Origin of the sequence: Bradyrhizobium macuxiense, from assembly GCF_001542415.1 — a bacterium.
GTDB classification, from domain to species: Bacteria; Pseudomonadota; Alphaproteobacteria; order Rhizobiales; family Xanthobacteraceae; genus Bradyrhizobium; species Bradyrhizobium macuxiense.
Genome location: NZ_LNCU01000130.1, coordinates 12,020 through 35,983, shown reverse-complemented (window position 1 = coordinate 35,983; position 23,964 = coordinate 12,020). Strand labels below are relative to the sequence as shown.

At 62.3% G+C, this 23,964-nt stretch carries 13 protein-coding genes and 2 pseudogenes; 5 read left to right on the top strand and 10 right to left on the bottom strand.

From position 1 onward, the window contains the following. Window positions 1-203: 203 nt before the first annotated feature. Window positions 204-1,187 (bottom strand): Bug family tripartite tricarboxylate transporter substrate binding protein, encoded by a 984-nt coding sequence (locus tag AS156_RS39480; RefSeq protein WP_066516009.1) that lies wholly within the window; start codon window positions 1,185-1,187, stop codon window positions 204-206. Window positions 1,188-1,773: 586 nt separating this feature from the next. Here AS156_RS39480 and AS156_RS39475 point away from each other — a divergent pair. Both AS156_RS39475 and AS156_RS39470 read left to right on the top strand, forming a co-directional pair. Further along, window positions 1,774-2,655 (top strand): alpha/beta hydrolase, encoded by an 882-nt coding sequence (locus AS156_RS39475; RefSeq protein WP_066516097.1) that lies wholly within the window; start codon window positions 1,774-1,776, stop codon window positions 2,653-2,655. A 414-nt stretch (window positions 2,656-3,069) separates the two neighbouring features. Then, window positions 3,070-5,031, top strand: coding sequence for an NF038122 family metalloprotease (locus tag AS156_RS39470; protein ID WP_082747979.1), 1,962 nt, complete (start codon window positions 3,070-3,072; stop codon window positions 5,029-5,031). Window positions 5,032-5,360: 329 nt separating this feature from the next. Here AS156_RS39470 and AS156_RS39465 read toward each other — a convergent pair whose 3' ends face one another. The 4 genes and pseudogenes from AS156_RS39465 to AS156_RS39450 form a co-directional block, all read right to left on the bottom strand. Then, complete coding sequence (locus tag AS156_RS39465) at window positions 5,361-6,158, bottom strand: enoyl-CoA hydratase/isomerase family protein (protein WP_066516005.1); 798 nt, start codon at window positions 6,156-6,158, stop codon at window positions 5,361-5,363. Window positions 6,159-6,189: 31 nt separating this feature from the next. Beyond that, a complete protein-coding gene (locus AS156_RS39460; protein ID WP_066516004.1) occupies window positions 6,190-7,386 on the bottom strand; it encodes a pyridoxal-phosphate-dependent aminotransferase family protein in 1,197 nt (398 codons plus the stop codon). Window positions 7,387-7,513: 127 nt separating this feature from the next. Beyond that, a pseudogene (locus AS156_RS39455) lies at window positions 7,514-8,798 on the bottom strand (MFS transporter). A gap of 13 nt (window positions 8,799-8,811) precedes the next feature. After that, a pseudogene (locus AS156_RS39450) lies at window positions 8,812-9,948 on the bottom strand (pyridoxal-phosphate-dependent aminotransferase family protein); the annotation flags it as partial. 132 nt (window positions 9,949-10,080) lie between these two features. Here AS156_RS39450 and AS156_RS39445 point away from each other — a divergent pair. The 3 genes from AS156_RS39445 to AS156_RS39435 all read left to right on the top strand — a co-directional run bounded on the left by AS156_RS39445 (window position 10,081) and on the right by AS156_RS39435 (window position 14,329). After that, entirely contained in the window at window positions 10,081-10,833 is a 753-nt protein-coding gene (locus AS156_RS39445; RefSeq protein WP_066516002.1) for a GntR family transcriptional regulator, read from the top strand. A gap of 96 nt (window positions 10,834-10,929) precedes the next feature. Continuing rightward, on the top strand, window positions 10,930-13,908 hold the full coding sequence (locus tag AS156_RS39440) for an FAD-binding and (Fe-S)-binding domain-containing protein (protein WP_066515990.1): 2,979 nt from the start codon (window positions 10,930-10,932) through the stop codon (window positions 13,906-13,908). Beyond that, window positions 13,901-14,329 carry a GlcG/HbpS family heme-binding protein gene (locus AS156_RS39435; protein WP_066515987.1) on the top strand — a complete coding sequence of 143 codons (429 nt, stop codon included), beginning with the start codon at window positions 13,901-13,903 and terminating at the stop codon, window positions 14,327-14,329. The genes AS156_RS39440 and AS156_RS39435 overlap by 8 nt, the downstream gene beginning before the upstream one ends. A gap of 896 nt (window positions 14,330-15,225) precedes the next feature. Here the strand turns inward: AS156_RS39435 and AS156_RS39430 are convergent. From AS156_RS39430 to AS156_RS39410, 5 genes are all read right to left on the bottom strand, one after another. Further along, entirely contained in the window at window positions 15,226-16,797 is a 1,572-nt protein-coding gene (locus tag AS156_RS39430) for a porin (RefSeq protein WP_066515986.1), read from the bottom strand. Between the two features lie 1,053 nt (window positions 16,798-17,850). After that, a complete protein-coding gene (locus tag AS156_RS39425) occupies window positions 17,851-19,284 on the bottom strand; it encodes an MFS transporter (RefSeq protein ID WP_066515985.1) in 1,434 nt (477 codons plus the stop codon). 136 nt (window positions 19,285-19,420) lie between these two features. Continuing rightward, entirely contained in the window at window positions 19,421-21,217 is a 1,797-nt protein-coding gene (locus tag AS156_RS39420; RefSeq protein WP_082747978.1) for a CocE/NonD family hydrolase, read from the bottom strand. A 72-nt stretch (window positions 21,218-21,289) separates the two neighbouring features. Next, entirely contained in the window at window positions 21,290-22,462 is a 1,173-nt protein-coding gene (locus AS156_RS39415; RefSeq protein WP_066515984.1) for an enolase C-terminal domain-like protein, read from the bottom strand. Between the two features lie 289 nt (window positions 22,463-22,751). Next, window positions 22,752-23,669: a fumarylacetoacetate hydrolase family protein gene (locus AS156_RS39410; protein WP_066515982.1), complete on the bottom strand. Its 918-nt coding sequence runs from the start codon at window positions 23,667-23,669 to the stop codon at window positions 22,752-22,754. Between the last annotated feature and the right edge of the window lie 295 nt (window positions 23,670-23,964).

Genomic DNA, 23,964 nt, shown 5'->3' with positions numbered 1-23,964 from the left:
TCGCTCCTCACGGTCCTGCAACGGCGACGGAGGTTTGACCCAGACCCGAGGGCACGCCGGACGTTCGACCTGACTGCGGCGCAGTAATCACCGCGCGTCCGATCCTTGCAAGTCAATTTCGTACGGAAGTTGAAGCGATGGCGCGGTCATTCCGGGGCACGCGAAGCGTGACCCGGAAGGACGAGGTACTGCACCGCAGCTCGCTATTTTGCGACGAACCCCGCCTCGTTCATCAGTGTAGCGTTCTGCTTGTCGTCATCCTCGAGGAATTGGATCATGTCCTTGCCGGTGAGGAAGATCGGCTTCAACGCCTGCCTTTCCATGTAGTCCTTGTATTCGGGCGTCTGCGTCACCTTCTGAAATAGGTCGACATAAAACGCCTGCTCCTCATGCGTGACCTTGCCGGGTAAGAACATCGCGCGCAGCATCAGATATTGCACGTCGAGCCCTTCCTCCTTGCAGGTCGGGATATCGTTCCAGGACTGCGTGTCAGTGACCTTGGTCTTGTAGGAGATGCGTTCCTTGTCGAACACACAGAGCGCACGCACCTGCCCGGCCCGCCAGACCTCGAGGTTCTCGGACGGATTGTTGACATTGGACTCAATGTGCCCACCGACCAGTTGAGTTGCGGCCTCACCGCCGGACTTGTACGGCAGGTAGGAGAACTTTGCGCCGGTCTTCTGCTCCATGAAGACGGTCAGCACGTTGTCTTCGCGCTTGGAACCGGTGCCGCCCATCTTGAACGGCGCGCTCGCCGCCTTCGCAGCAGCGATGAAGTCTTTGACGGTCTTGGGACCGGACGCATTGTCCCACAACACGAACTGGTCGAGCGCAATCACCGATACCGGGGTGAGATCACGCCAGTTGAAGGGAATCTTGGCCGATAGGGGCAACATGTAGATCAGCGAATAGGCGATCAGCACCTTATTCGGGTCGCCCTGGCTGGACTTCATGTACATCAGCGCTTCGGCACCCGACGCGCCGCCCTTCAGCGAGACCACCATCGGCTGCTTCATCAGATTGTTCTTCTGGATCGCCGCCTGCATCATGCGCGCCATCTGGTCGGACGCCCCACCCGCACCGGCCGCAACCACGATCTCGACGGGCTTGGTCGGCTCCCAGGCGAAGGCCGGTGTGCTGAACAGAATGGCGGCGATGGCAGCCGTGATTTTCGCAAACTGTCCCACGTGTTTCTTCCCTATCTATTTGTTTGGCTTGATGAAAACTTGTAACCTGAGATCCGCTGTCATTGTGCCGAGAATGCCGGTGAGTTCAAGCCGCGAACTGCCGCACGATCTATGACTTTGGAATGAGGCTGGTGCATCGCTACGAGCCGCGAGCCCCGCGTAGCAGATACCATTGCCCGTCCGTGCTCGCTTCACGTCCTGCGAGTTGCGTAGTCCATCGTGTCCCAGGTGCGGACCGAAGGATTGCTTCGTTTCACGGGGTCCTGCACCGTCGGGCAAATTCAGTTTAAAAAAGTGATTGCGGTTGTAGTGCGCACGAACGAAACGACAACGCACAACTTCGAATGACACCCCGGCCAGGCCGAGCGCGTGCCGTCACAGCGCCGGAACCGCCGAGGTCGAGCCTGCAGAACAGCCGATCGCTGCCATGACAGCGGAATAGTCTCGGGCGCATTCGGACTAGCCTAGTCACGTTGAACCCAGCTCGGACCATCCACCTTTGATCCGGAGCGGATATTTTTGTTACGCTCCATCGATCTCTCAGACGTCGCTCGATCAGAAGGGCGAAGGATCGCTGGAGCGCAACGTGAATTGCGTGCTTCGTTTGATTGTCCTGCTCGGAACACTGTCGCTCGCGAACTGGAACGCGGCCTCCGGGGAAAGCACCTCGATCGTATCGATCCCGACTCCGCGCGGCGTCCAGCAACCCTTCATTCTGATCAAACCCGACCACGCAATCGCATCTGTTATCCTGCTTGCCGGCGGTAACGGTGTTCTCAAGTTAAATCGAGTGCCGCCTCCGCCGGTGGGAGCCAACGATTTCGTATCCGGGAATTTCCTTGTGCGCAGCCGCGAAAAATTCGCAGGGCATGGCTTCATGGTAGCGGCTATCGATGTCCCGTCCGATCAGCCGAAGGGGATGAGCCCGTCTTTCCGAGTCAGCAACGACCATGCGATCGACATAGGTGCAGTTGCCCATTACCTGAAAAGGCAGGCCGATGTCCCCGTGTGGCTGGTCGGCACCAGCGCAGGCACTTGGTCGGCGGCTCGCGCAGCCATCGGCGCCAGCCGCGACGGCATTGCGAGTGGCTCGATCGATGGCTTGGTGCTGACGTCCACTGTGACGCGCATTGCGCCACGCTCGACTTTCGCAACGGTTTTCCCGGAAATTGCCAGGGATTTCCCAAGCGGCGTGATCAGCATGGCGCTGTCCGAGATCACGATGCCCACGCTCATTGTGTCGCATAGCGAGGATGCCTGCGAGCTTACCCCAGCCGTCGACGCGGAGGCGCTCGCAAGGCGCCTGACGCACGCCGCTAAAGTTGAAATCGCTCTGCTCAACGGTGGCGATCCACCGAAATCCGTCCCGTGCGAGGCCTATGCGGCACACGGCTACTACGGCATCGAAACGGAGGCCGTCGACAGGATTGCCGACTTCGTCACGACTAACAGCAAGCGCACGCCGTGATGCGTCTTGGAGCACATTGCCCGGCAGGCGTCGATCGCGCCGCGCCGGTCAGGGTGCCAAAGCCGCACGCCCCCCCCCGCCCATTGCGTCACCCGGCGAGTCCTTTGAGAAATTGCAACTTCCGGCCAATCCGACCTAATCAGGTCGCTTTCTGCGTCCTGTGAAGAGACAGCAGCGTGACATGGTAACGGCGGCGCGCCGGATTCGGCGCTCTCAAAATAGGGCGAGAGTGTGAAGCTGGTTGGAACCGCGCAACACCGAGAAGCGCCATCAAACGGTTCTCATCAAAATGCCGTCACTAGTCTCAGCTAATGTCGAGCCGCACATTCGGCCAAGTCGGTCCGACGCAGCCTCGGATTGGCGAGAGTGCGCACCGGCGGACAGTTCGAGATCCAACTCGCTGACGGAAGAGCAATGACATTGGGACTTGCCTTGCACAAACCGCAGGACCTTTGGGACGCGTCGGGCGGTTCTTGGAACAGCAGCACCGAATTCCCTTTGGGCCGTTCGGGCGCGCAAGGCCTACACACATCCGCCTTGAACAATGCTCTATCACAGAGCGCGCCGCAGCCCATTCCCGTGGTCCTTCCTGCCGAATCCGCCGAAGCCCAGGCGGCGGTAAGCAATTCCGGCGTCGGCGGCGCAGGTTCCGTGGTCGCGGAGACCTCTGGCGGCCTCACTATCAATCTCATTTTCGATGCCGCTGCGATGGTGGCGCCTGCAAGCTTCCGGGCAGGCATCGAGCAGGCAGCCGCGCTTCTGAGTGCGGCCATCTCCGACAAAATAACTCTCAACTTCAACGTCGATTACAGCGGCACCGGCGGGGGCGCCGCGGCGGGCCCTGACGATGGACAGTGGCTCAGTTATTCCGACGTCAGAGCTGACCTCGTAAACAACGCCACACAGGGCGATTCGACGTTCAACGGCTTACCCGGCGGATCGTCGATCCAGAGTCAGTCCTCTGTCGCAGTATGGAACGCCCAGCTCAAGCTTTGGGGAGTGATCGGCGCCAACGACACCACGACCGATGACGGCAGCCTCACCTTTGCCACAGACATCAATAGCAGCCTGCTGGTCGGTGTCGCCCTGCATGAGCTTACCCACGCGATGGGCCGCGTGCCTTACGGGCCACAGCCAGATATCTTCGACTTCTACCGCTTCACGAGCTCTGGCACGCTGCTCTTCTCCAACAACATTCCTGCGCCAGCAGCCTATTTTTCACTGGACGGCGGCACCACAAAACTCGCGGACTATGGCCAAAACTCCGACACCAGCGATTTCCTCAACAGTGGCGTACAGGGGCCCGACGATCCCTTCAACGAGTACTACACCAGCAGCACACTGCAGCAGCTCACCACTGTCGACCTGCAGCAGATGGACGCGCTCGGCTTCCATCTGACGTCCAACACGCCCATTGTGATCTCGGCGTTTGGCTCGACCAGCCTAGCGCAAATCGGAGCCAATTATTTTCTCGAGCCGGTCGGCGGCGGCCCTGGACCGGAGCTCAAATATGGCGGTGCTGCGGTCTACGAGGGTGAGTTTGGCGGCTTTGCGCCAATCGGTGCACAGATCACCGCTAGCGGATACGAGGTTGCCTGGAAGGTTCCCGGCACCGACCAATACTCTGTATGGAATACCGACAACAACGGCAATTACGTATCCGATGCCGTCGGCGTTGTGTCGGGAAACAGCATCGCTCTGGAATCGCTGGAGCCCAGCTTCCATCAGGATCTGAACGGTGACGGTGTGATCGGCATTCCATCCGCAACGCACCCTTTGACTACATCACCGGCTGTTGCTTCGTTGTCCCAATCGACCCTCGATGCCACAACGCTGACCGTGGAACAGCTCACAAGCTTGAGGGCGCAGATAATCGGCTTCACGGGCAACGGAGATCGAGGCTCGGATCAAACCGACCTGCATGGCCTTGACCTCAACTCTCGCCATTCCAACTTTGTATCGTCGTCCGGAACGCTGTTCTCGAGCGACCATACGACCACGGCAGCGAATCACTTGCTTGGTCAGGATGCGCAGGACGGTTTTCATTTCGCAGACGATGGCAATGATGGAACGCTGATTGCCGCCGCGACATCCTCAAGCCAAACCGGAAACCAGGCTTCCAATCCGACGGCCCACGGCTCCTTCGTGTTCGCGCCGGATCTCGGTCAGGTCACCCCCAGCAATTCCGCACCAGCGACCGACACGCTGCATTACAGCAAGACTGTATCGGCGGACGTCGCCACTGTCCCTGCTGCAACCCATGACGACGCGTCTGGGAACGCCTTCATCGCCAGCGCCGCGCACGACACAATCGCCCTCCAGCACGTCACAACCGCACAATCGCAGGCGGATCTGAATGATTTTCATATCGTCTGATCGCGCGTGGCCTGGGCGAGTTCACCGCGGTCCGTATCGTCTTGCGACGTGCGGGGTCGCGGTTGACCGATCTGATGCTATTTCGGCAGGGGCGCAGCCTCAGTTGCGCAATCCGCGTGCATCGCATCTCGCCCCAAACTCGTGACCATCGCAAACGCCACTCCATCGGGTGAGACGGAGGGAATATCGGATCGGTTTTTATTTCTGAATAGCAGAAACGTTCTGCACGAGCGGACTTGCGACATCGGACAAATCAGTGCCGAACGGCGCCCCTTAATCCGCGCGCGCCATTCCAGCGCGCGCCCAGGGCCAACCGAATCTCGCAGCCGCTACTTGCCCTTGAAGTTGGGCGCGCGCTTGTTGAGGAAGGCGTCCATGCCTTCGCGGAAATCCTTGCTCATATAGGCGCGCAGGATCAGGTCTTCGCCTTCCTCACGCGACAGCGTGCGGCGGATGCGACGCACCGCCTCCTTTGTGACTTCGAGCGTGATCGGCGCGTGGCCGGCGACGAGCTTGGCGGTCTCACTGGCGCGGCGCTGCAGCGTCTCGACATCGGGCACGACCTCATTCAGCAGGCCAAGCGCCAGGGCTTCCGGTGCCTCGACGAGACGCGCCTTGAAGATCAGGTCCTTGGTCCGCGCCGGACCGATCAGCGAGACCAGCCGCGAGATGTTGGACATTGAGAGGCAGTTGCCGAGCGTCCGCGCGATCGGGAAGCCGATCCGCGTCGCCTCAGTACCGATGCGGATGTCGCAGCACGCGGCAATGCCGGCGCCGCCGCCGGTGCACGCACCGGCGATCGCGGCGATCACAGGCACGCGGCACTGCTCAAGCGTCCCCAGCACGCGGTCGATCCGCGCCTCGTAATCCAGCGCGTCCTGGGCGGTCTTGAACGCCCGGAACTGCGAGATGTCGGTACCGGAGGCGAACGCCTTGTCGCCGGCGCCGGTCATGATCAGCGCCTTGATCGAATGATCCTGGTTGATGCTCTCGCAGATCGCCGCCATCTGCTCGTACATCGCAAAGGTCAGCGCGTTACGGGCCTGCGGCCGATTGAACGTGATCCGCGCGATCCCGTCCTCGACGGAGTAGATCAGGTCTTCAGACGGAGTGGCGGGCGCGTTCATGTCTCGCTCTTTCTGTTGTTGCAGTTCAATTTCAGGCAACGGCCTTCGAGGTCGGCGCGGCGTTGCGTCCCTTCAGAACGTCCATCGCCGCCAGCACACCGCCGCCGCGATGCGGCACCTTGGCGAGATCGAGACCCATCTCGACGCCCGACAGCGTGCCCATCAGCATCAGGTCGTTGAAGTGGCCGATATGGCCGATGCGGAACACCTTGCCCTTCACCTTGTTCAGGCCGGTGCCGAGCGACATGTCGAAATTGTCCAGCACGACCTTGCGGAAATGGTCGGCGTCATGGCCGTCAGGCACGCGGACCGCAGTCAGCGCCGGCGAATGCGCGCCCTGCTCCTGGCACTGCGTCTCGAGGCCCCAGACCTTGATGGCGGCGCGGGTCGCTTCGCTATGGCGCTTGTGGCGGGCGAAGACGTTCTCGAGCCCCTCTTCCTCGAGCATCTTCACCGCCTCGCGCAGACCGAACAGCAAATTGGTCGCGGGCGTATAGGGCCAGGTGCCGGCCTTGTTGATGTTGATGACCTCTTGCCAATCCCAATAGGAGCGCATCCCCGGATTGGCCTTGGCCACCGCCAGCGCCTTTTCCGACACGGCATTGAAGCCGAGTCCCGGCGGCAGCATCAGGCCCTTCTGAGAACCTGCGATGGAGACGTCGATGCCCCAGGCGTCGTGCTCATATTCGAGCGAGCCGAGGCCGGAGATGGTGTCGACCATCAACAGCGCCGGATGCTTGACGGCGTCCATGATCTTGCGCACGTCGCGCGGATAGGTGACGCAGGCGGTCGAGGTCTCGTTATGGACCATGCAGACCGCCTTGATCTTGTGCGCCTTGTCGGCGGAGAGCCTGGCCTCGATCTGCTCGAGATCGGCGCCGTGACGCCAGTCGCCCGGGATGAAATCGACGTCGAGCTTGAACTTGTCGGCAATGCCGCGCCACAACACGGCGAATTGACCGGTCTCGCACATCAGGACCTTGTCGCCCGGCTGCAGCGTGTTGACGATCGCAGCTTCCCAGGCGCCGGTCCCGGACGAGGGATAGATGATCACGGGCTGCTTGGTGCGGAACACCCGCTGCATCGCGGAAATCACGGCAAAGCCGATCTCGGCAAACTCGGCACCGCGGTGGTCCATGGTCGGCATGTCCATCGCCCGCAGCACCCGATCCGGCACGTTGGTCGGTCCCGGGATCTGCAGAAAATGCCTTCCAGTGTGCACGGTCATGGCGTCCTTCCCGGTCTTGCCTAGGTCTTGGTGAGCCGCTCGCATATCACTATTCGCCGGGTTTGTCCTCCGCCCGGCGAGGGTCCGTCATGCATATCCGGCGGCGCTCCGGCCGGGCCTCAAACCCTCACTCGGCGGCGACCGCCTTCCCCGGTAAGACCAGTCGGTCGGCCTCCTCGAACGGTCGTTCGGGATGCATCAGAAATGCCGAGAAACCGCCGAGCAGCAGCAGCCCCATCGACATCAGGAATGGCAGATACCAGTTTCCGGTGGCGTCGATGACGAAGCCGGCGACCAGCGCCGAGACGATGGCCGCGAGCGCCCGAGCCGGTATTCATGATCCCCGCGGCGGTGCCGGAATGCTTCGCCGCGATGTCCATCGGGATCGACCACATCGGGCCGATCACCAACTCCGCACAGAAGAAGCCGGCCGACAGGCACAGCGCGACCACGGTGATGTCGTGGACGAACAGGATCGGCATCAGCGAGAGGAACGCGCCGGCGAATCCCACGATCGTCACGCTGAGCCGCGCCAGACGGACATTGCCTGATCGTTCCAGGATGCGATCGGAGATGACGCCGCCGATGCTGTCGCCGACAACGCCGGCAAGGAAGACGCCCGATGCGAACAGCGCCGAGTTCTTGAGATCGAGGCTGTAGTTGTTCTTGAAGAACAGCGGCAGCCAGTTGAGATAGAGCCACAGGCTCCAGCCGTAGCAGAAATAGGTCAACGTCACCGGCCACATGCGCTGCAGCAGCGGCCCCCACGGTACCTTCGGCCGCTCGCCCTGCGGGCGCGCCGGTAGCGTCGCGAACTCGGCTGCGGTGATCGAGCGATGGTCCTTCGGCTCGTTGCGGAAGTACCAGACCCAGACGATGCCCCACAGCAGGCTGACGATGCCGAGCACGACGAAAGCGCCGCGCCAGCTCAGCCAGAGGATCAGCAGCGCGACCGCTGGTGGGGTTATCGCGTTACCGAGCCGCGCGAACGAATGCGTTAGCCCCTGCGCGAAGCCTCGCCGGTTCGCCGGCGTCCAGTACTGCATGGCGCGCGTTGCGGTCGGAAAGGTCGCGCCTTCGCCGAACCCCAGCGCAAAACGCGCGATGAACAGCGCGAAGAGGCTGCCGACGAAGCCGGTCATGATGGTGGCCGCGGCCCAGATCATGCCGCACCAGAACAAGGTCTTGCGCGGACCGAAATGATCGCCGACCCAGCCGCCGATCACCTGGAACAACAGGTACGGATAGGCGAAGGCCGAGAACACCAGCCCGAGCTCGGTGTTGGACAGGCCGAGCTCCTTCTGGATCTCGCCGGCCGCGGTGCCGATGTTCACCCGATCGACATAGGTGATGAAATACATCACGCAGAGCATGGCCAGCACGACATGCGTGGCCTTGAATCGAAACTTCATATCCTCCCCTCCGCGCGGTCTCGACGCCGCCGGAGCGATGCGGGACACCGGCAACCGACAGCCCCATCTCCACGCCGGTGAGTGCGCCGAGTAGCGTCAGTTCGTTGCATTCGCCGAGGTGACCGATACGGAACACCTTGCCCGCGACCTTCGACAGGCCGGACCCGAGCGACATGTTGAAATTGTCGAGCACCACCTTGCGGAACTGATCGGCATCGTGGCCGGGCGGCATCAACACCGCGGTCAGCACCGACGAGAACTCCGACGGCTCCTGGCACAGCACCTCGAGCCCCCACTGATTGACCGCGGCACGCGTGGCGGCGGCCAGCCGCCGATGGCGAGCGAACACATTGTCGAGGCCCTCTTCAAGCAGCATCGCAATCGCCTCGCGCAGCCCATAGAGCAGGTTCGTCGCCGGGGTATACGGGAAGAAGCCCTTCGCGTTTGGCTTCAGCATCTCCTCCCAATCGAAATAGGAGCGCGGCATCCGGTTGGTCCGGGACGCAGCGCGCGCCTTGTCCGAGATTGCGTTGAAGCCGAGACCAGGCGGCAGCATAAAACCCTTCTGCGAGCAGCTGACGCTGACATCGACCTTCCACTCGTCGTGTCTGTAATCGACCGAGCCCAGCGAGGAGATGGTGTCGACCATCAGCAGCGCCGGATGGCCGGTGCGGTCGATGGCGGCGCGGATGTCCGCGATGCGGCTTGTCGTGCCGGTGGAGGTCTCGTTGTGCACGACCATCACCGCCTTGATGGCGTGCGCAGTGTCGTCCGCAAGCTTCGCCTCGATCACGGCCGGATCGGCGCCGCGCCGCCAGTCGCCGGGGACGAAATCGACCTCGATGCCGAAGCGGCCGGCCATCTGGCGCCACAGGGTGGCGAAGTGACCGGTCTCGACCATCAGGACCTTGTCGCCCGGCGACAGCGTGTTGACGATCGCCGCTTCCCAGGCGCCGGTCCCCGACGACGGGAAGATCACCACCGGCCCTGCGGTCTGGAAGATCTTCTGGCTGCCCTCGAGCACGGCGCGGCCGAGTTCACCGAACTCCGCGCTGCGGTGGTCGATAACCGGCATGTCCATCGCGCGGAGAACGCGATTCGGGACCGGGCTCGGCCCTGGAATCTGTAGAAAATGGCGTCCCTGATGCATGAGAACCTCCCAATCGCGGCATTTCGGCCTGCTGGAGAACCATTTTGCATTCATTTTTTGTCTTTTCAATCCAATTTTGGTATTCGATTGAAATCGTCGACGCGACTGAATCGGCAAATTATTGTCCTGCATATGAAATCCACGATTCCCGAAGCCGGGGTTCCAATCACCCCACCCGCCGCCGGCAATGGCGGTGACCGCCAGGAGGCCTCACTGCACGGCGAGATCCTGCTGCGGCTTCGCGACTATGTGGCGGAAGGCAACATCCCCGAGGGCGGGCGCGTTCCCGAACGGCAGCTCTGCGAGATGCTCGGAATTTCCAGGACGCCGCTGCGGGAGGCGCTCAAGGTGCTGGCCGCCGAAGGCCTGATCGAGCTGCTCCCCAATCGCGGTGCGCGGGTGCGCCAGCTCAGCCAGCGCGACCTCGAGGAACTGTTCGACGTGATGGCCGGACTGGAGAGCCTTGCCGGACGGCTGGCCTGCGAGGCCATCACCGACGAGGAAATCAGCGCGATCGAGCGGCTACACTACGAGATGTACGGCCACTACCTGCATCGCGACATGCCGAGCTATTTCCAGATCAATCAGCAGATCCACGAGAGCATCGTCGCGGCAGCCCGCAACGAGACGCTGAAGACGACCTACGCCAACTTCGCAGGCCGGATCCGCCGCGTCCGCTACTCCGCCAATTTCGCCCGCAAGCGGCAGCGCTGGGCCGAGGCGATGCGCGAGCACGAGGCGATCCTCGACGCGCTGCGCCGGCGTGCGGCAAGCGAGCTCAGCGACATCCTGTTCCAGCACCTGCGCAACAAGCGAAGCGCTGCGATCGAACATCTGGCCGAAGGACAGGACACCAGGCCGGAGACGACCTCTCAGGGCGGTTAGCCTTGCTCATTATGAATGCATAATGTAACGCTCTAGTTGCAGGAATGCATAATCGACGGCAGCGTGCCACGCCCTGTCGATCACATTGGATCCGGGATGAAGAACGCCTCATCGCTCGAACAGCGCCTGCGGTCGGACACGACCGGCGACGTCTTTTTCGATGCCTTCAACCGCGGCCGCTATGCGACTGACGCCTCATTCTACCAGATCGTGCCGGCAGGCGTGGTGGTGCCCCGCACCGTCGACGAGGCCCTGCGGACGCTCGCGATCGCACGTGACGACGGACGCATCGTCACCCCCAGAGGCGGCGGCACCTCGCAGTGCGGCCAGACCGTCAATGACGGCATCGTGGTCGACCTGTCGAAGCACCTGAACCGGATCCTCTCGCTCGACGTCGAGAACCGCTCCTGCGTGGTCGAGCCCGGCATCGTGCTCGACGATCTCAATCGCCGGCTCAGGAAGCACGGGCTGTGGTTTCCGGTCGACGTCTCCACGGCGTCGCGCGCCACCATCGGCGGCATGGCCGGCAACAATTCCTGCGGCGGGCGTTCGCTGCGCTACGGCACCATGCGCGACAACACGCTGGCGATGGACGCAGCGCTTGCCGACGGCACGCTGCTGCATTTCGGCGAGGTGCCGAGGGACCTTGCCAATGTGAGCGAGCCCGGCGGCGGATTGAAGCTGTTCCGCGAGATGCTAGATCTCGGCGAGCGCGAGGCGGCGGAGATCGCGGACAAATTCCCCAAGGTGCAGCGCCGCGTCGGCGGCTACAATCTCGATGCGCTGGTGCCGCGCAATGCGCCGAACAACCTGGCGCATCTGCTCGTCGGCTCCGAGGGGACGCTCGCCTTCACGACGCAGGTCGAACTCAAGCTGTGGCCGGTGATCCGCAACAAGGCACTCGGCGTCTGCCATTTCGGCAGTTTCTACGAGGCGATGGACGCGGCCCAGCATCTGGTCAAGCTGCGTCCCATTGCCGTGGAGCTGGTCGACCGCACCATGATCGCGCTCGGCCGCGAGATCGTGATGTTCCAGCCGATCATCTCCGCGGCGGTACGCGGCGATCCGGACGCGATCCTGGTGGTCGAGTTCGCCGAAGAAGACCAGGCCGACAATCTCGCCCGCCTCAAGCAACTCGGCGAGCTGATGGGCGACCTCGGCTTCGGATGGGACAGGCCGCAGCGCAAATGGGGCGGTGTGGTCGAGATCGTCGAGCCTGCGCTGCAGGCCGGCATCGCCGATTTCCGCGCGGCCGGCCTCAACGTCATGATGTCGATGAAGCAGGAGGGCAAGCCGGTCTCCTTCGTCGAGGACTGCGCGGTGCCGCTGCCGCATCTCGCCGACTACACCGAGCGGCTCAACGCCATCTTCGCCAGGCACGGCACGCGCGGCACGATGTATGCGCACGCCTCCGAAGGCTGCCTGCATGTGCGCCCGGTGCTCAATCTCAAGCTCGAGAAGGACGTCAGGGCAATGCGCGCCATTGCCGAGGAAACCTTCGCGATGGTGCGCGAATACAAGGGCTCGCATTCCGGCGAGCATGGCGACGGCCTGGTGCGGTCGGAATTCCACGAGGCGATGTTCGGCGCGCGCATCGTGGCCGACTTCCGCGAGGTCAAGCAGCGCTTCGATCCCGGCAATACGCTCAACCCGGGCAAGATCGTCGATCCGCCGAAGATGGACGACCGCTCGCTGTTTCGCTTCTCGCCGGATTATCACGTCGGCGACTTGAAGACGGTGCTCGACTGGTCGGCCTATCCCGGCGCCGGCGGCGGCTTCCAGGGCGCGGTCGAGATGTGCAACAACAACGGCGCCTGCCGCAAGCTCGAAGGCGGCGTGATGTGCCCGTCCTATCGCGCCACCCGCAACGAGAAGGACGTCACCCGCGGCCGCGCCAACACGCTGCGGCTCGCGATCTCCGGCCAACTCGGTCCCGATGCGCTCGCCTCCGACGAGATGATGGAGACGTTGAAACTCTGCGTGTCCTGCAAGGCCTGCCGCCACGAATGCCCGACCGGCGTCGACATGGCCAAGATGAAGATCGAGGTGCTGGCGGCGCGCGCGAGCAAGCACGGCCTGTCGCTGCGCGACCGGCTGGTCGGCTACCTGCCCCGCTACGCGGATCTTGCATCGCGCTTTGCTCCGCTGGCGAACTTGCGAAACCACAGCGCGCTGCTGCGCTCGCTGTTCGAACGATTTGCCGGCATCAGCGCCAAGCGCAGCCTGCCTGCGTTTCGCCGTGACACGTTCCAGCCTGACGCCGAAGTGTTCGGTCCGGCTGACGGCCGCGAGGTCGTCCTGTTCGCCGACACCTTCAACCGCAGCTATGAGCGCGAAAATCTCGACGCCGCAGTCGAGGTGCTGGTCGCCGGCGGATACCGTGTGCATCTGCCGAAGCCGACGGATCGCGCCCGACCGCTCTGCTGCGGCCGGACCTTCCTCTCTGCAGGCCTGGTCGAGCAGGCTCGCGCGGAGCTGGACCGGTTGGTTGCGACCTACGCACCGTTCGCGGCTCGTGGCGTGCCGATTGTCGGGCTCGAGCCGAGCTGCCTTCTGACGTTGCGCGACGAGCTGCTATCGCTGCGCTCGGACGAGGCCGCGAAGACAATCAGCGCCCACGCCCTGCTGTTCGAGGAATTCCTGGTGCGCGAAGCCGAGGCAGGGCGCCTCGCGCTGCGGCTCGCACCGGTCGCCGAAAAGGCCGTCGTCCACGGTCATTGCCACCAGAAGTCCTTCGGCGCGTTCAAGCCGGTGGAGAAGGTGCTGCGCCTCGTGCCCGGCCTGCACGTCGAAACCATCGAGTCGAGCTGCTGCGGCATGGCCGGCGCGTTCGGCTATGGCGCGGACACCTATCAGGCCTCGATGGAGATTGCCGAACTATCGCTGCTGCCTGCGGTACGGAGGGCTGATCAGGGCACATTGATCGTGGCAGACGGAACCTCGTGCCGGCACCAGATCAAGGACGGCAACGGACGCACTGCGATTCACGTCGCCAGAGTCTTGGCGATGAGCCTCAATTGTGCGAAGTCCACCCCCAACAAATTATCGCCGACAAAGGAACAGGCCCATGGCTGAGCTCACCCTCGACGTCGCCCGCAAGATTCTGGATGCCGCCCTGGCCCAGGGCATCGAGAAGAAACTCAAGCCTCTTGTCGTCACCATCCTCGACGCCCGCGGCGCCGTGAAGGTGACCGCCGCGCAGGATGGCACCAGCCTGATGCGGGCCGAGATCGCTCACGGCAAGGCCTATGGTGCACTGGCGATGGGAATGGGATCGCGGGCGCTGTTTCAGCGCGCGCAGGAGCAGGCGTATTTCATCGATTCCGTGAACACGCTGGCGCAGGGCCGGCTGGTGCCGGTCCCCGGCGGCGTGCTGATCCTTGACGGTAATACCCTGCTCGGCGCCGCCGGCGTCAGCGGCGACACGTCAGACAATGATGAGATCTGCGCGGTCGCGGGTATCGAAGCCGCCGGGCTGAAGGCGAATGCGGGCTAAAGTCAGCCGCGCCCGCGCGTTCCTAAGATTAGTTTTTGGCAGCGGTACTCAGGTTGAAAGCGGCGCTGATTGGAAGCGTTGTAACCATATCGGAGGTTCGAGCCTCTGGTCGGTGACATCCCTAAACTTACTATTTTCTAGAATCTCGGCTTCTGATCGACAGACAGTCTTAACTGCGGACGTGGCGCCTCGATAGTTCGCCCGAGCCTCCGTTCGTGCGCGATCCGTCGCCGACGACGCCTATCGCGGATTAGATTCAAATGCCGAAGGCGCAACACCCGATCCTTGCGGGTCGGGGACGTCGTCCCGGTGGTTGCGGGGGCGGGCACCGCTCGCTCCCTTCCGTTGGTTGAAAGAGCGATTTCTGGACTGGCGGCATAGCGCGACCGTTACCCTCCGAAGGCAAGGTCACACGTTCGAATCGTGTCGGGTGCGCCACTTGCGAACAAGCCTTGGCATTCCGGACGGAGTGCGCCGTGCCCATCACCGACCGTTCGAGAGACCGATTTTCGGCCTACAATCCGGATTTCCGCATCGTCCACATCACCCTGATCGAATGACGGAGCAAATATGCGCGCCGTCACTCTTCCGGCCAAACGGCGGAAGGACGCGATGATTGACCTGCTGTCCCGTATGCCCGAGACGTACCGAATTCGCTCGAGTCGTAAGTAGGCGATCTGGATGGTTCGCCGGCCCTGACGATGACTCTCCGTGATTCGAGAGATGCGGAATACTCGCCGACCTACACTGTGTGTCTATGCGTGGAGTCTTGTGGTCGCTGTCTTAACGTGCGCCAACGAGAAAGCCCCCGGCGGGCATGCCAGGGGCTTTCTCGGAGGTTCATAGTTGTCGCGAGTTGCCTCTTTGCCTCCTGCTTCTAGAAGCTTTGATGCGGATTACCAGTTGCGCTGAGCGCGGAGGAGCATGGTGTAGGTGTTCTGGTCCTTCAGCTCGTAGACGGCAGCCGGCTTGCCGATCGTGGAGCTGCCGGGGAAGGTCACCGTGCCAGCGAAATTCTGGTCCAGGTGGGTGTAGGTGAAGTCCGCCGAGAAGGTCAGGTTCTTCACCGGGGTCCACTGGGTCTGCGTTCCGAGCTGCGCGATGTTGTAGTCGGGGTTGCAGGAGGTCAGGCTGGAACCGGGGCCAAAGAAGTTGCTGAGCGAACCACCGACACCGTTGCCGGCCGGGCCGCAGAGGAAGCCCTTTGCCGTGCTGTTGTAGTTAACCTGAGCCCAGGCACCGTAGATACTGGTGTTCCAGTTCGGGCTCCAGTTGTGGACGTACGCACCGCGGACGCCCCAGGTCTTGATCGTCTGCTGCTGCCCACCAGTGATGAACACGGTGTCCGGCGCAATGCCGAAGCCGATGCTCTGGTAGGCACCCGGAACGTTGGTGCTACCGAAAATGGTGTTTGCTCCGGCTTGAGCCGCCAGCTCCTGGATGTTGTAACGGGTCGCACCATTAGTGTAGACACCCTGCAAGTTGATGGTGTCGCCGGGTCCAGTCGGGATGTTCTTGATCGACAAGGCTAACTGACCGGCCCAGCCCCATTTATCGTCCGGATGACCGGTCAACTCGGTGCCGCCGTAATAGGCTGCGTGGTTGTCATGCGCCGCGAACGACGCCTGGAACAGACCCCAGGCCTGGTCGAGACGCAGCATCACGACGAGGTCCGGAGCAATCGTGCCGGCGTAGTCGCTAATGCCGAACACGTTGGTGTTGCCGGGAACGCCGAAGTTGACGGGAGCGCCGAGGTTGACGACGCCAGCCTGATTGTAAGCAGTCTGATCCTGAGCCGACAGAGACACCGACACGCCATTGCCGAACTGCGCGGTGTAGGTGAACTGGTTCACACCGGTGCTCGTGCCGCCGCCGCCGACGAGACCGTCGAAGTTGTTGCCGGGATAGCCGGTCCAGGGAGCGCTGAACTGCGAAATGGCTTTACCGATGGTGAAGCCAGCGAACTGGATGAAGGCGTAGTACACGCCCAGCGTACCAGCAGCCACCGCACCGCCGCTGGCGTTGTTCGGAGCCGAAGCGGTGCCGATCGGCGAGTAGACGGTCGTGCCGTTGCCCTGCCCGGCGTAGCTGTCCGTCGTCCAGGAGAAAGTTGAATTAAGGTAGGTGCGGACCACGCCGTACTCGGTCGCGGTGCGCGTATCGATGTTCAGGCCCTCACGGGAGCGCCAGGTGTAGCCGTTGGTGAAACGGTTGTTCGCGCCGCCAGCGCCCGCAGTATTTCCGGTAGCATCCGCGTTGGTGTTTGCCAGCACGTCGACGCGCAGGTAGCCGCTCAGCTTGATACACGTGTCCGTGCCCGGGATGTAATAGAATCCTGGACCATACAAGGAGCACACCTTCACGTACTCGACCGCTTTGGCCTTGACGGGGAGATCGGCTGCCTGAGCTCCGCTGGCCGCGAGAAGTGTCGCCGCCGAGCCGAGTATAAGGCTCTTAGTCATCTTCATGTTGAACCTCCAAGTTGCTGAAACGCTGGGAGGGTTCCGGATCCGCCGGGTACGAAGCGCCCTCAGGTTGGTTCCCTTGTCCCTAAACCCGCTTGGTCTTTCGCGCCTTCGGGCACACGCGCCTGAAGCGCGAGGCACATAAGCGAGCCACTTTTACGGGACGACCTCGGGAGCCCCCTCCGCCGCAGAGCAATTGTGGGGAAGACGCAACCCATCTGAAAAGCATATATTTTAGCTGTTTATCATCTAAAATCGGCATGGGCTGCCACAGCGGGAAACTGATCGGCTCAGGTCGGTTTCGCTACTTCGTCAGTATCAGTACAGCGGCCGCTGCCTTTGGCACGTCGCACAGTCAGCGGTTAGCCGCCAGGTGCTCCGTTTGGAGGAGGAGGGGTGTGCTGTTTCAGCGCAGCGTCATCAGTGTAAGGCTGACGGAGGGCGGCTGCTCCCTGAACAGACGCGCTTTCGGTTGACGACGATATGCCGCTTGTAAATGTTAGCGAGCCCCATTGAATCACTCGGAACGGTTATTTGATAGGCTAACATTTGCAGCCGCAGCGGCCGTAGATTGGCAAGGCCGCCGCACAGGGGCATCGACTAATCAAAGGTCTCCTGGTTGGGCAATTCGTCAAGCAGCGCGAATATCGCACTCCTGGCTGTCATTCAAACTGCAATGTTACTGCCCCCTAAGCCGGGGGATCTGCGTTCAAAATCTTACATGCCGAATGACACTATCCGGTTCGGACCCAAAGCGAATCGGCGGGAATAATCGGAACCGAACATCAGCAAAGCGCCATGCATTCAGGAACCGTTCGCCTCGGCCTCGAATGCGACGCACTCAGGCCGGCGAGGTCCCTCCACCAAGCCGACTCATGTTGCGCCGCTGATCGCGCGCGGAGCGTGCCGCTCGGTTGGTCGACACGGACCTCGCTCAGACTTCGCAATGCCGGTAGCCACGAGCGTTGCAGGCATGCGCTGCTTCTGCTCGTAGTCGCGCACCACGCATCACTCGTCGCCGTGCCATAGCCCCGGTAGAGCGCTCCGCCAAGCGGATCAAGGGGCTGCCGCACCGCCGAGCGAGCGCATGCGTCGCTCTAGCACGGCCAGCACCGGCGCCAGCAGCAGCACCAGCAGCATCGGCGCCGCTGCGGCGCACATGGCGACCTTCAGGCCCATCTGATGCGCCAGCAGCGCCGCTCCAATAAGTGGTGCCGCGCTGCTGCCGAGGCGCGAGACGGCGCCCTTCCAGCCGACCGCGGCGCTGCGCAGCGCGGCCGGATAGACGATCGGAGTCAGGATATTGAGCGACTGGTAGGTGCCAAGAGTGAAGAAGCCGGCACAAACGATTGCGCCCACGAAGCCCGCGCTGCCGAAGGGAAAGAACGCAAGCCCGACCAGCGACAGCGTGTCCAGCAGCGCATACATGACTATCACCCGGTAGCGCCCGAAGCGATCCATAATTAAGCCGGTCGACAGACCGGCGACGATGGAAGTCACGCCAGCGACCGCGGCGTAGGCCGCGTAGCTCGCCACCGGGATGCCTTCGAACTCATGGAAGAAGGTCACACTGAGGCCGAACAGGTTCACGCTGATCTGGCCGCAGATGCAGGTGAACCAGAGCACCAGCGTGAAGGCGGCGCGGTGGCTGCCGAAGATCTCGATGATCGAGATACCGGTGCGGAGCCGATGGACCGGTTCGTTGAATCGGGAGTTGGACGCCAGCACGATGCCCAGCTTGCGCAGCGCATCTAGGATGTCAGCCGAAGGGGCGGAGGTGCGGGCCAAGTGCAGCGGTGATTCGGGTATCAGGAGCAGGATCGGCACGATCATCAGGAGCGGTGCCAGTGCGCCGACCACATACATACCTTGCCAACCGATGCGATTGAGCGAAACTGCCACGAGAGCACTGGCGGCCACCGCGCCCACGCCGATGCCGGCGTAGACGACGCCGACCATCGTCGAGCGGTGCTTGATGGACGAAATGTCGGCTATCAAACTGGCGGTCGTCGGCAGCAGGCCGCCGGCCACCGCCCCGGCGATGAACCGGGTCACCGCGAAGCCTGTCACCGAGGTGGCGAACACGCTTTGCAACGTGGCGACCGAGAACAGCGCCAGCAGCACGATCAGCATTCGCTTGCGACCGAAGTGATCGGCCAGCGGCGACAGCAGCAGCCCGCCGATCGCCTGACCGATAGGTTGCGCCGCGAAGGCTCCGGTGAGGCTGGCGGTGGCCACGCCGAGCGCGGAAGCGATCGCGGGCAAAATCTGCCCGGTCACCGCAAGGTCGTAGCCGTCGATCAGCATTACGAGAAACAGCGACGCTACTGTGATGACGTGGCCGCGCCGCACCGGGGATATGTCGAGCAGCGCACCGAGGTCGATCTTGTCGCTGCCCGTGCCCCCGTCCGGATTCGCGGCAGCGGGGGCGGCCACTGCCGGCGTGCCCGCTGCGGAAGGCGCGCACGCATCGGTCACTTGTTCGTTCATCGCGAGCCTCACTCAGCGTCCTCCCTCGTTTTGACCCGTTTATCCACTCGCTGACCCAAAGGCAGAAGTCTTATTGCGGATCTGTTCTTCGTTGTTACCTTCTTCGCCGCACGGGGACTTCCAGCACGGTGACAACTCAAGCATTCTCGGAAGGAATGATGGGAAGGAGGATGAAGGGTTCAGTCCCCTCGTCGAAATGTAGTGTGTTCTCCCCACCAAAAATTTCCGGCGGTCGATCTCGCGGCTCTGCATGGCGGAACGGGCCGACCCCCGTCATCGGGTAAGGTTGATCAGTGAAACCCGCGTCGCCCAGACCGTGATCGTAGTCACAGCCGCGAATGTTCAGTGCCAGCGTATAGCCGGGAGGCACCACGATGCAGGTCGGCAAGATCTCGATGTCCAACACGACGGGCTCACCCGGCACGAGCGGCTGCAGCTCGTCGTGCGTGTGGTACGGACGGTACGGAAGTGACTTGGCCTCGTCCAACTTGCGATGCGAGGCACGCAGCCAGCCCAACGCGATCGGGACGCGCGGATCGTTGGAGCCGATGAACAAGACCTCTTTGCCGTCTGGCGCAAACAGCCTCAACGCCAGAAAGATGTCAGCATCGACAGTACGAGACGACACCACCAGCCTAGCAGCCACGGGGCCAGTGATCTCCATCTCCTCGGCGGCCGGCGGCATGGTGAACGTGATTCCGTCACCCATGGTGCTGTAGGAGATGTTGGCGCCGGTGCTCGACGTGGTGCTGAGGGTACGCGTGGAGGGATTCAGATAGTACTTGGTCCATTGCGTGCGCGCGAGCGGCCATTCCTGCTCGTCGCGGATCGTGAAATGCTCCCCTGGCCGACGAATCTGCAACTGCACCGGCGGCTGCCGATCCCAGCCAGTGTCCTTGCCCTGCAGGAAGTGCCCGAGGAAGCGCTTCTGCAGCGCAACGCCTTCGGCGCGGTAGAAAGGGCTGAAATGACTGTCGCCATGCACTTCGAGCCACTTCTGGCTCGAGCCGGCCGCGAGATAGCCTTCGAAGTTTCCGCGCGGGTGAACACCCATGCCGCCCCAATTCGCGGCTGACAGCAACGGCACCTGGATGCGGCTGACGTCGGGCCTGCGCCTGGCATAGAATTCGTCGTCCAGCGGATGGTCCAGAGCCACGTTCGACATTGGTTCGGCACGATTCGCCGCGAGTTCCTCGTCCGATAGCGTTTCCGGCCCGCTGACCAGTTCGCCGTTATTCGGATTGCGCGTTCCACGCTCGCCGTACCCGTGCTGAATCCGCAGCACCTGGCGACCGAACCAGCCGGCGCCGAACTGCGAATAGATCCCCCCGTGCCGCGCGGCGTCCCGGTAGCGGTCCACGAAACCTTCCCAGACGCAGATGGCTGCCAAGTGCGGAGGCCGCAGGGCGGCGACGTACCATTGATTGGTCGCGTAGTACGAGATGCCGTTCATCCCGATCTTGCCGTTGCTCCAGGGCTGTGCCGCCGCCCATTCAATACATTCATACAAGTCCCGCGTTTCCTGCTCCGAAGTCGGGTCGAGCACGCCAGGCGAGCGGCCTGCACCGCGACTGTCGACGCGGATGCAGACAAAATCGTCCGGCACCCACTTCTCAGGGTCGACGACTTCCCAGTTCATGTATTTGTTCGACGAGCCTTCCGCGATGTCAGGATAGGCCCGAACCATGCGGTCATACGCACTTTTGTAGCCCACTTGCATTGGCACGCCCTTGCCATATGCCCCATAGGAAATCAGGGCAGCATAGCGGCCCGGCGCCTGCGGGAGAAAGACGTCCGCTCGTAGGACGACGCCGTCGCTCATCGGAATCGGCGCGTCCCACAGGATGCGCATGCCATCAGTGTATACGGCCCCCGGAGTGTCGCCAGACAGCGCGGTGTTGGCGGCGACGTGGTTCGACTTCACGCGATTCATTTCCATCGTTCCTTCGAATAGTTAACTTGCCTGGATTGCTAGCGGCGGCACGTCCTACTGGGGTTACGACACTCAGGTCCAATCAGCGGCCACTTCACGCATCAGGGCATGGAGCCGGCTCTGTCCCTCGAAGCCAATGCCGGGCCGCTGGGGAGCGGGCATCCATCCACCGGATACGTTACAATCATCCGCGTAGCCGCCGAATGCGCCGAAAAATCCGGGATAGGCTTCACAACCGCCGAGCCCCAGACCGGCCACGAGGGCGAGAGACATTTGATTGCCGCCGTGCGGAAAGTGCCTGCTGTAGTCCCAGCCGTCCGCTGCAAGCTCTTTGACGAGGTCCGCATAGGTGCCGATGCCATATATCTGCGGCGGATCCATCTGCAGATAGTCGCGGCCCTTGCGCCACCCACCAAATCGCACCTGGTTCCAAACGTCCTGGGAGCTGAAAAGGTTTTCGCCGGTGGCGAGTGCTTCCGAGTAAGCCTCGGCAACCGCGGCCGAAGCTTCGAAGTCGTTCGGATGGCACGGCTCCTCGAACCAACGCAGTTTGAAAGGAGCGAGTGCGCGGGCATAGTCCAACGCCTCTTTGGTGGAGAAACGTCCGTTGGCATCGACAGAGAGTTGCCGTGGATCGCCGAGGAGCTTTAATGCCTCCTCGATACGGCCAACGTCTTCCGCCAAGGATAGGCCGCCGACTTTGATCTTCATGTGCGTGTAGCCGGCGTCCAGATGGCGCTGAAGTTCATCGGTAACGTCACCAGGCTTGCTGTCTGGTCGATACCACCCACCACCGACGTAACAGGGCACCCTTGCTTCCATCGGGCGTTGCCGCCACGATTGCGATACAAGCTCAGCCAGGGGAAGACGCCGAGCCTTAGCCACGGCGTCCCATAAGGCGGTCTCGATCGTACCGACCGGCACCGACCGCGCGGCGTCGCCGCCCGGCTTCTCGCCGACGAGCATGCATTGCACTGCCTTGGCCGGACAGAGAAAGCCGTCTCGATTCAGCAAAGCTTCCGGGGACGATTGCATCAGCCTTGGGATGAACCGGGTCCGCATCGGCTCACCACATGCGTAGCGGCCGATGGAGTTGAAGGCGTACCCGATGACTGGCGCACCCTCGACGGTCCGATCGGTCAGCACAGCGACAACCGAGACTGTCATCTCTGCGAAAGAGAAGACCGAATTTCGTAGGTCACTGCGCATTGGCAGCGCCGCCTCCCGTACGTCCAGGACGCGCATGTCTAGATCATCTCCAATGGTTTTTCACGGCTCTAGGAGGCTTCGAACTCATTCAGCTACCAAGAGTTGGCGATTTGTCTCGGGCTCATCGTTTCGCCAACCAGTACTCCGGCGGCTTCGAATCGCGCGGCCATTGCTTCAGCACCGCTGATCTGGGTGAAGGCCATGTCCAGCCAATGTACGATGAGCGTAAGCGTGCCCGTGGCTACGCAAATCATCCGTTTCCTCCAGTGCGGTGTTGAGCCGCGCATATTCTTGTGTCGATGGCGGCGCGGGGATAAACCCCAGTTCAGTCCGACAAGTCCGCCGCAACCACGTTCCGCAGGACGCCGAGGCGCTCGACCTCGCACTCGACGACATCTCCCGGCTTCAGCCAGACTCCGTCGCCGAGACCGCCGCCTGCAGGCGTTCCGGTCGCAATCACATCGCCGGGCCATAGGGTCATGCCCTTCGACACTTCCGCAATGAGCGCCGGCACTTTGTGGATCATGTCCGACGAGTTCGCATCCTGACGGACCTTGCCGTTGACGCGACACTGTTTGCGCAACGGATACGGCGCCGGCAATTCATCGGTGAGCACCAGCACGGGACCCATTGGGCAGGCGGCATCGAGACCTTTGGCCTGAGTCCAGTTCTTTCCGTACGAAGTATTGAGGTCGGGATATCCGTCATTCATTTGGAAGTCCCGATAGCTGACGTCGTTCAGCACCATGTAGCCCGCCACATGGTCGAACGCGTTTTCGGCGTCAATGCTCCGGCCAACGCGACCGATCATGATGCCGATCTCCACCTCGTGATCGAGCTTGTTCGACGCGCGGTGCGCGACGATCGTGTCGCCCGGATTGGCCACGCTGCTGGACGGCTTCTGGAAGAAAAACGGTTTGGCCGGAACCTTGACCTTCGCTTCCTTGTCGTGACCGTAATAGTTGACGACATGCGCTAAGATCTTGGACCCGGCTTCGAACGGTGCGAGCAGTCGCAACGATGCCATTTCCAGCGCTGGTAACTGGCTTCGGCGAGCGATGGTAGAAGTCACGTCACGGAGTGCGACCCCACCCGCGAGGAAAAGGCGCAAATCCGTAGCCGCAGGAACGAACCAGTCGAGACGCTGTTCTTGTGCCGCAGCTACCAGATCAATCACCTTTCCATCGGCAACGACGAGACCAAGGCGAGGGCCGAGAGGAGAGAGAAACCGGGCGATACGCATGTCTGATATCAAATCTCAGGTTGTGAGAGTGATTGTGAGAACACGCGCTACATCTGAAAAGCATATATTTCAGATGCTATTCATCTAAATCAGGCATGGGGGCATGGACCACTGCAAACTGGTGAACCGTTGGCTGCTCTACTTCGTCTTCGTCGCAGACAGCGGCGTAGCAGCAGGAACGAACCCGTTGAAACGTTGCTCTTGGCCGCAGTTACCAAACGCATCACCTGACCGCCGGCAACTACGAGACCGAGGCGAAGGCCGCAGAGGGAGAGAAAGCGGGCTAGGCACATGT